Raw genomic sequence first — 6,593 nt, 5'->3', positions numbered from 1 at the left:
TTGGAAAAGTGCGATCTTCTGATCGTAACTCGCTGGGTGCCTACTCTACTCACGTACGGTTTGATGCAGGGGGAGCTGGAAAAGTAAAAAGAGGGTTTCGCCCTCCAATGAATTCCAGTTCTCTACTCTACGATGGAAAGTATAAGTTCTTGGTGGGAGCCCTAGAGTGTTGGATATTTTTGATTGACGTAGTAAAGCTTTATAGTGGTAAAGGGTTACAGGAAACAGAAGCCTGCTGGCTGTCCATTTGAACTTGCTGCTCGTGCGATTGTTGCTATGCTCTTCTTGAGAAATTCCTCAATCACGAGAAATATAGACATTTGCTCCGCAGGCTTCTTTTGCTATATTAAAGCTAGTATGCAGCTAATATGAGTTGGTATGGATCAGAGCAGTAACAGAAAATGGGGGATGAAATTGAAGAGAAGCGGTTATCATCGTTGGCTCCTGTCTTATTTACCGATATTTTTCAGTATCATTTCCGTTTTGGTGTTTATTTTTTTTCTGGCGATCAGCGGACTTGCCAAGGAGCAGGCTTTAAGGGCTAATGAAGTATTTACGCGAAATGTGCTGCAAACGCTGGATGCTTCCCTTCAACTAACCGAACAAATCATTGTTAAGGAGCTTTTAACAGACGAGAAATTCGCTTTTTTTTTCGACCCCTTCCAGGAGATGACGCCCTATCAGGCTTTTCAATTATCGAAAAAAATCAACCTGCTGGCAACAACGCTGCAGTCCGTTGAATCGATATATTTGTACCGTTTGTCCGATCACAGGGTGCTTACGACAAAGACCATGATACCGCTGGAGCAATTCGGTGACCGCGCTTTTGTGCAGCAGGTTGAGGAGCAGCCGCTCGCTTTTGCCTGGTCGGAGAGCAGGGTGTACAGAGAGTTTGGCGAGAATCAATTTTCCAAGCAGGTCGTATCCTTAGTCAAGAAGGTCCCCCTCGTCACAGGGAGTCAGGGACTTATTGTCGTCAACGTCAGGACAAGCTCCATTGGTGAGACTTTTGGCGAATTAGCCAGGTCGGACATTAGCTTTATGCAGCTGTTGGATGCCAAGGGCCAGCTGTTTTTCGGCGAGCAGATCGCTGTAGGATCCAATTTGTCGAAGATCCAATCCGAGTATACGGGCTGGACCGTTATTTCCGGAATGAAGAATAAAAAAGTGTTTCAATTTATCTCAGCGTTTTCAAACATTTGGCTTTATGCGGGGATAGCAACGATAGCGTTTGGAGCCATTTGGATGGTTATGGTCGTACGCCGCAATTATAAACCGATAGAGTCGATCAGGGAAAGCATTCAGTCGTATACGATGAAAAAAAACAACGTGCAGGGCACTATGCTGCCTCCCGACGAGTTTGCCCTTATTAAATGGACGATTGAAAATATGGTCGAACAAACGAATCAATATGAAGAGGAAAATAAAGAAAATTTGACATACCGAAAAAGATGGTTTTTTCAACAGCTTATGGAGGGAGCCAGCACAGATCATTTTGAGGATTGGCAGGTGGAAATGAAGCGGTTCGGTTGGAGTGGGCATTCCAGTGGCTGGGTGGTTGCTGTTTTGGAAATCGATCGTTATTCCGACTTTACAAATACATACTCTCAGGGCGATCAGCAATTGCTGAAGTATGTCATTACGGGAGTTATCCGGGATATGACGGAAGCCCGCGGCATTGAGGCATGGAGTGAGTGGGTGAATCAGGAGCAGGTAGGGCTATTGTTTTCTTTTAAGGAAAGCTTCGATAGCAATGCGCAGTTTAGCCATGAATTTTGTGAAAACGCCAGGATTTGGATGGAGAAATATTTGAAATTTACGGTTTCAATCGGTATTGGCCTAGAGGTGCGGCATATCCCAGATATCGCCCAGTCGTATGATAATGCGCTTGAAGCGCTGCAATATAAAACAACTCTTGGCAGTAATCGGACAATAGGTCACCTGGAGATAGGGTCTCTTCCGCAAAGACAAATGTTTCGTCATCTGAATAATATCCGTTTGTTGGCTCAGCATTATCGTTTGGGTGAAGATACATGGAAGCAGCAGCTTCATGACTTGAGCAGCTCCCTGCGGACAGCGGTGGCCCCCAGAGACGATGTGATTTCTTTAATGAATTACATTATTTATGCCTTGCAAAAGGAAATAGCCGAGCTCCCAGAGGAAATCCAGCACATGTGGAATCAGGAAGCAATGCCTAAGTTGAACGAGGCTCTGCAGCAATTTGAGGAGATTGCCGAAATCGATGAGGTTTTTACGCTTATTTTGAGCGAAGCATTCGGGAAGATGCTGCTGCTGCGCGAGAATCGTGGCAACCACAAGCTGATTCATCAAGTAAAGCGTTATATTGAAGCACATTTCGCCAATCCAGACTTGTCACTTGAGCACCTGAACGATGAATTCCATCTCAACATCAAAACACTGAGCCGTCTCTTCAAGGAGGAATTCGGTGAAAAATTCGTAGATTATTTAGCTAAAGTCAGGATTGAAGATGCCAAGCAGCAGCTTAAGGAAGCTTCCACTTTATCTATCCAGCAAATTGCTCAAAAAGTCGGTTACAATAATACCTTTACCTTTATTCGGGTATTTAAAAAGCTGGTGGGTGTTACTCCAGGCGAATACCGGAAAAGCCAAAATGAAGATAGTTAGATCAATTGAGAAAAGTATGCAAGAGAGCCCGCAGCCTTCATTAGCTATACGCCTTAACGAAGGCTCAAAGCTAGTGGGGACGCGGGTTTTCTCACTTTTAAGAATATCGTCAATGCCAAGAAACATGCGGATTGCCGAGGCAGAAGCTTTCCCCTTATAGTGGGGGAGTGAGGTGAGTAGAAGCGATGAACACAATAAAACCGTTTCAGACGGAGTCGCAGCAGGCAGGCCAAATGATGACGAAGGGAGTCCAGACAAAAGAAAAGAATGGGCATAAGCAAGGTTGGAAGCCAATCGGGAGCAATATGAGATTAAGGAAAAATATACCATTATATATTATGTTTCTACCTGTAATACTCTTTTACGTTATTTTTAAATATGCACCTATGCTTGGAACGATTATTGCCTTTAAGGATTATAATTTTCGCGACGGAATTTGGCATAGTCCATGGGCTGGCTTCAAATACTTCGAATTATTGTTTAGCAATCCTCAGACGATACAGGTTATTTGGAATACCCTTATGCTCGGTGGACTGACGATTGCCGTCAGCTTCCCTTTTCCAATCCTGATTGCCATTTTGCTGAATGAAGTACGTAGAGCCTGGTTCAAGAAATCGGTACAAACCCTCATTTATTTGCCCCATTTCTTTTCCTGGGTCATTGTCGGTGGTATGGTACTGATGTTGTTTTCGCAGGAAGCGGGCTTAATTAACCAATGGCTGAAGGCGATAAGCGGAGAGGTGTACCCCTTTCTGTACAAGCCGCTTTCCTGGGTGGTCATCTTTCTTAGCTCGGGGATTTGGAAAGAAGCGGGCTTCGGAGCGATCATTTACTTGGCCGCTTTAACGACGATTGATCCAAGCTTGTATGAGGCTTCCTCCATAGATGGGGCGAACAAGTGGAAGCAGATCCGGCATGTTACGCTGCCAGGAATCAGCTCGACGATTGTTTTGATGCTGATTTTATCGACGGGCAGTGTTCTGGAAGTAAGCTTCGATCAGATTTATGTCTTGCAGAATCGAATTGTCTCAGAAGTATCCGATGTGATTAGTACCTATATTTTTCGCGTAGGTTTACAAGGGGCACAGTTTAGTCTGACGACAGCAATGGGGCTGTTCGAATCGGTGGTGGCGTTCATCCTGATTATAGGGGCAAATTCTGTTGCCAGACGGTTTGGACAGGGATTATGGTGAAGGGAGTTCGAAGATGAGTATTTCTTATGGAGATAAGCTGTTTTACCGCTTGAATGCCTTAGTCCTGACATGTATATCCATAACCTGCTTACTGCCCCTGCTGCATATTATTGCACTTAGCCTGAGCGAGCAGCATGCTATCATGTCGGGTACGGTAACGTTTTGGCCGAAAGGAATTTCCTTTGAATCGTATCGGATGCTGCTTTACGGAACGAATGTGGTCCGGGCTTTTCTGAACAGCATTCAAATTACTTTAATTGGTGTGGCGCTTAGTATCGTGTTCACCATTTTGGCAGCTTATCCGTTGTCGCGTAAAGTGATGGCAGGCCGCCGCTTTTTTACACTGGCTATCATTTTTACGATGCTGTTTAATGGCGGGTTAATTCCTGCTTTCCTCATTGTAAAAAGCCTAGGTCTGCTCGACAGCTATGGAGCCATATGGCTTCCTGCTTTAATCAGTACGTTTAATATGCTGGTGATGCGCAATTTTTTTGAGAATTTGCCAAGTGAGCTGGAGGAAGCAGCCCGTATGGATGGCTGCGGCGAATGGCGGTATTTGACGAGGATCGTACTCCCGCTTTCGCTGCCGATGCTGGCGACAATCGCCTTGTTTTATGCAGTTACGTACTGGAATTCATTCTTCAGCCTGCTCATTTATGTGCAGGACATTGATAAATACAATTTGGCTGTACTGGTGCAGCAGATGATTCAGAGTCAATCGGTCCTTCAGGAAATGAATAATTTACGCCCAGGCGAACAAATCATGGCAACGCCCGAAGGGATTAAAGCATCTGGCATTATGGTGATGATTATTCCCATGCTGGCGGTGTATCCTTTTGTGCAAAAATATTTTATTAAAGGCGTCATGATTGGCGCAATAAAAGGCTGAGTTATGAAGAGAAGTCCTTGAACTTGAAGCTTTGAAAGGGGGAATGCGTGGACTTTTATCGAATGTTAGGGGAACACGATTTTTTTCTTGAAAAAAGTAAGGGGCAGTAAGGCATGGATTGGAAATCAGTGATTACGGATGCGGAGGAGAATGGCAATGAAGCATGGTTTAGTACGAAAAAGTCATTTGGTTTTCATAGCAGCTGCACTATTACTTTGTGTAATGCTGACTAGCTGCAGTAAATCGGAAAATAACGAGACTGGAAGCCCAACGCCAGCAAATATAACAACCGGAGAGGCAACTCAGACCCCTGGGAAAAAGGAAGATATTTCGGTATCCGTCTATGATCGGGGCAATATTCCGGCTGAAGAAGGGAATGCGACAAAGAATCGTTGGACGGATTGGATCAATGAGAAGGGTCCGGCCAATGTCAAGTTTGTGCCGATTCCGCGTTGGGAGGAGGAGCAGAAGTTCAATACATTGTTTGCTTCCGGCGGTGCACCCGATCTTATTTTTACTTGGAATCCTACAATTCAGAACAGCTTGTTTGCTCAAAAGCAGCTTATGCCGCTTGATGAGTTAATTGAAACCTATAGTACGGATTACAAGCAGCTGCTCACGAAATACCCTGCCTTGAAAAAGATGGGGATGAAATCAGACGGTAAAACATACGGCTTTGGAATGGTTGTGCCTTTTGATATCGAAAGCATCTTGTTCGTACGTGCGGATTGGTTAAAAAAATTACAGCTTGAAGCACCCACTACGACCGAGGAACTGTTTAATACGCTTAAAGCGTTTGTGGAACAGGATCCGGACGGCAATAACAAAAAAGATACGTTTGGCATCAATTTGAGCTTTGTCGGCGGGCAGGTCATTGACAATATGTTTGGGGTTGGCGGGTATTACAGCGTCACCCCGGATGGCCAGTATGTGCGCAACTGGGAACGCGAAGCGGCGATGGCAGCCTTCAAGAAACGGCTGTACGACGAGAAGCTGGTGGACAAAGACTTTTTGACGGATAAAAGCGGGGAGAAGGCACAGCAGGATTTCGTTAACGGGAAGCTGGGCATGTATGCTGTAAATGGTGGAGCCAGTGCTACCGGCTTCAAGGTGTACGAAGCGCTGAAGACAAATAACCCGAATGCTGAAGTCATTGCCATTCCGCTGCCGAAGAGCGAATTTGGCCAGTTTAGCCCGATTGTCAGCGCGCCGCTTTACAACACGGCTGTTGTCAACGCTCAAGCTAAGCATCCGGAGGCTGTCATGCAGTATGTAGATTTTCTGGTTCGGGAATCAACAGCCAAGACGCTTAAATATGGTTTGGAAGGCATCCACTACAACGTGGGAGCTAACGGTTGTCCACAATCCATCGATAGTGATAAGAGCACGAAGGAGCTTTCATGGACGGCCGATTTGCGGATGCTTTCCTTCGATATACTGGAAGGAGAATGCGCGGATTACGTCACGACATTGGATGTAAAAAAACCGCTTGAGCAGGAGTATGCTGACATTGTTCAATCAGCAAGAACTTCCTACTTGTCGCCGGAGAGACCGATCCATTATGATATTGACTTGAATTCCATGCCGAGCTTACCTCAGGATCTGCAGCTGGCCCGCTCCAGCGGTCTGGAAGCCGTGTTCGACACGTATGCCAAAGCGGTTGTTGGTGGTGCTTCTTATACAGCCGAGCAGGCAGCGGAGGATGCAAAGACAGCATGGAACCGCGCTGGCGGCAAGCAGCTTGATGAGTTCTATGCCAAATGGTTCAGCGAAAATAAGGATAGCATCGTGTACACCAAGGATTACTACAGCATGAAATTCTAGTTTCCTATCCCCGGCTCCAGCTCAGCCGGGGGTCCACTCAA

Annotated in this window: 5 protein-coding genes; all 5 read left to right on the top strand. The window is 45.7% G+C overall.

Annotation, left to right across the window (positions count from 1 at the left end):
- A partial coding sequence (locus J2Z66_RS24275; protein WP_209975248.1) for a hypothetical protein occupies positions 1-251 on the top strand: 251 nt, incomplete at its 5' end.
- 163 nt (positions 252-414) lie between these two features.
- The gene (locus J2Z66_RS24270; RefSeq protein ID WP_209975246.1) at positions 415-2,646 is read left to right on the top strand and encodes a helix-turn-helix domain-containing protein; all 2,232 of its coding nucleotides are present in this window, start codon (positions 415-417) and stop codon (positions 2,644-2,646) included.
- A gap of 185 nt (positions 2,647-2,831) precedes the next feature.
- Positions 2,832-3,839, top strand: a complete 1,008-nt coding sequence (locus J2Z66_RS24265; RefSeq protein ID WP_376774466.1) for an ABC transporter permease — start codon at positions 2,832-2,834, stop codon at positions 3,837-3,839.
- 13 nt (positions 3,840-3,852) lie between these two features.
- Positions 3,853-4,728 (top strand): carbohydrate ABC transporter permease, encoded by an 876-nt coding sequence (locus J2Z66_RS24260; protein WP_209975244.1) that lies wholly within the window; start codon positions 3,853-3,855, stop codon positions 4,726-4,728.
- A 156-nt stretch (positions 4,729-4,884) separates the two neighbouring features.
- Complete coding sequence (locus tag J2Z66_RS24255; protein WP_209975242.1) at positions 4,885-6,552, top strand: extracellular solute-binding protein; 1,668 nt, start codon at positions 4,885-4,887, stop codon at positions 6,550-6,552.
- Positions 6,553-6,593: the final 41 nt, after the last annotated feature.

The organism is Paenibacillus eucommiae (assembly GCF_017874215.1).
Taxonomy (GTDB): Bacteria; Bacillota; Bacilli; order Paenibacillales; family NBRC-103111; genus Paenibacillus_AI; species Paenibacillus_AI eucommiae.
The sequence above is the reverse complement of the archived record's forward strand: the minus strand, read 5'-3'. Positions and strand labels throughout refer to the sequence as shown.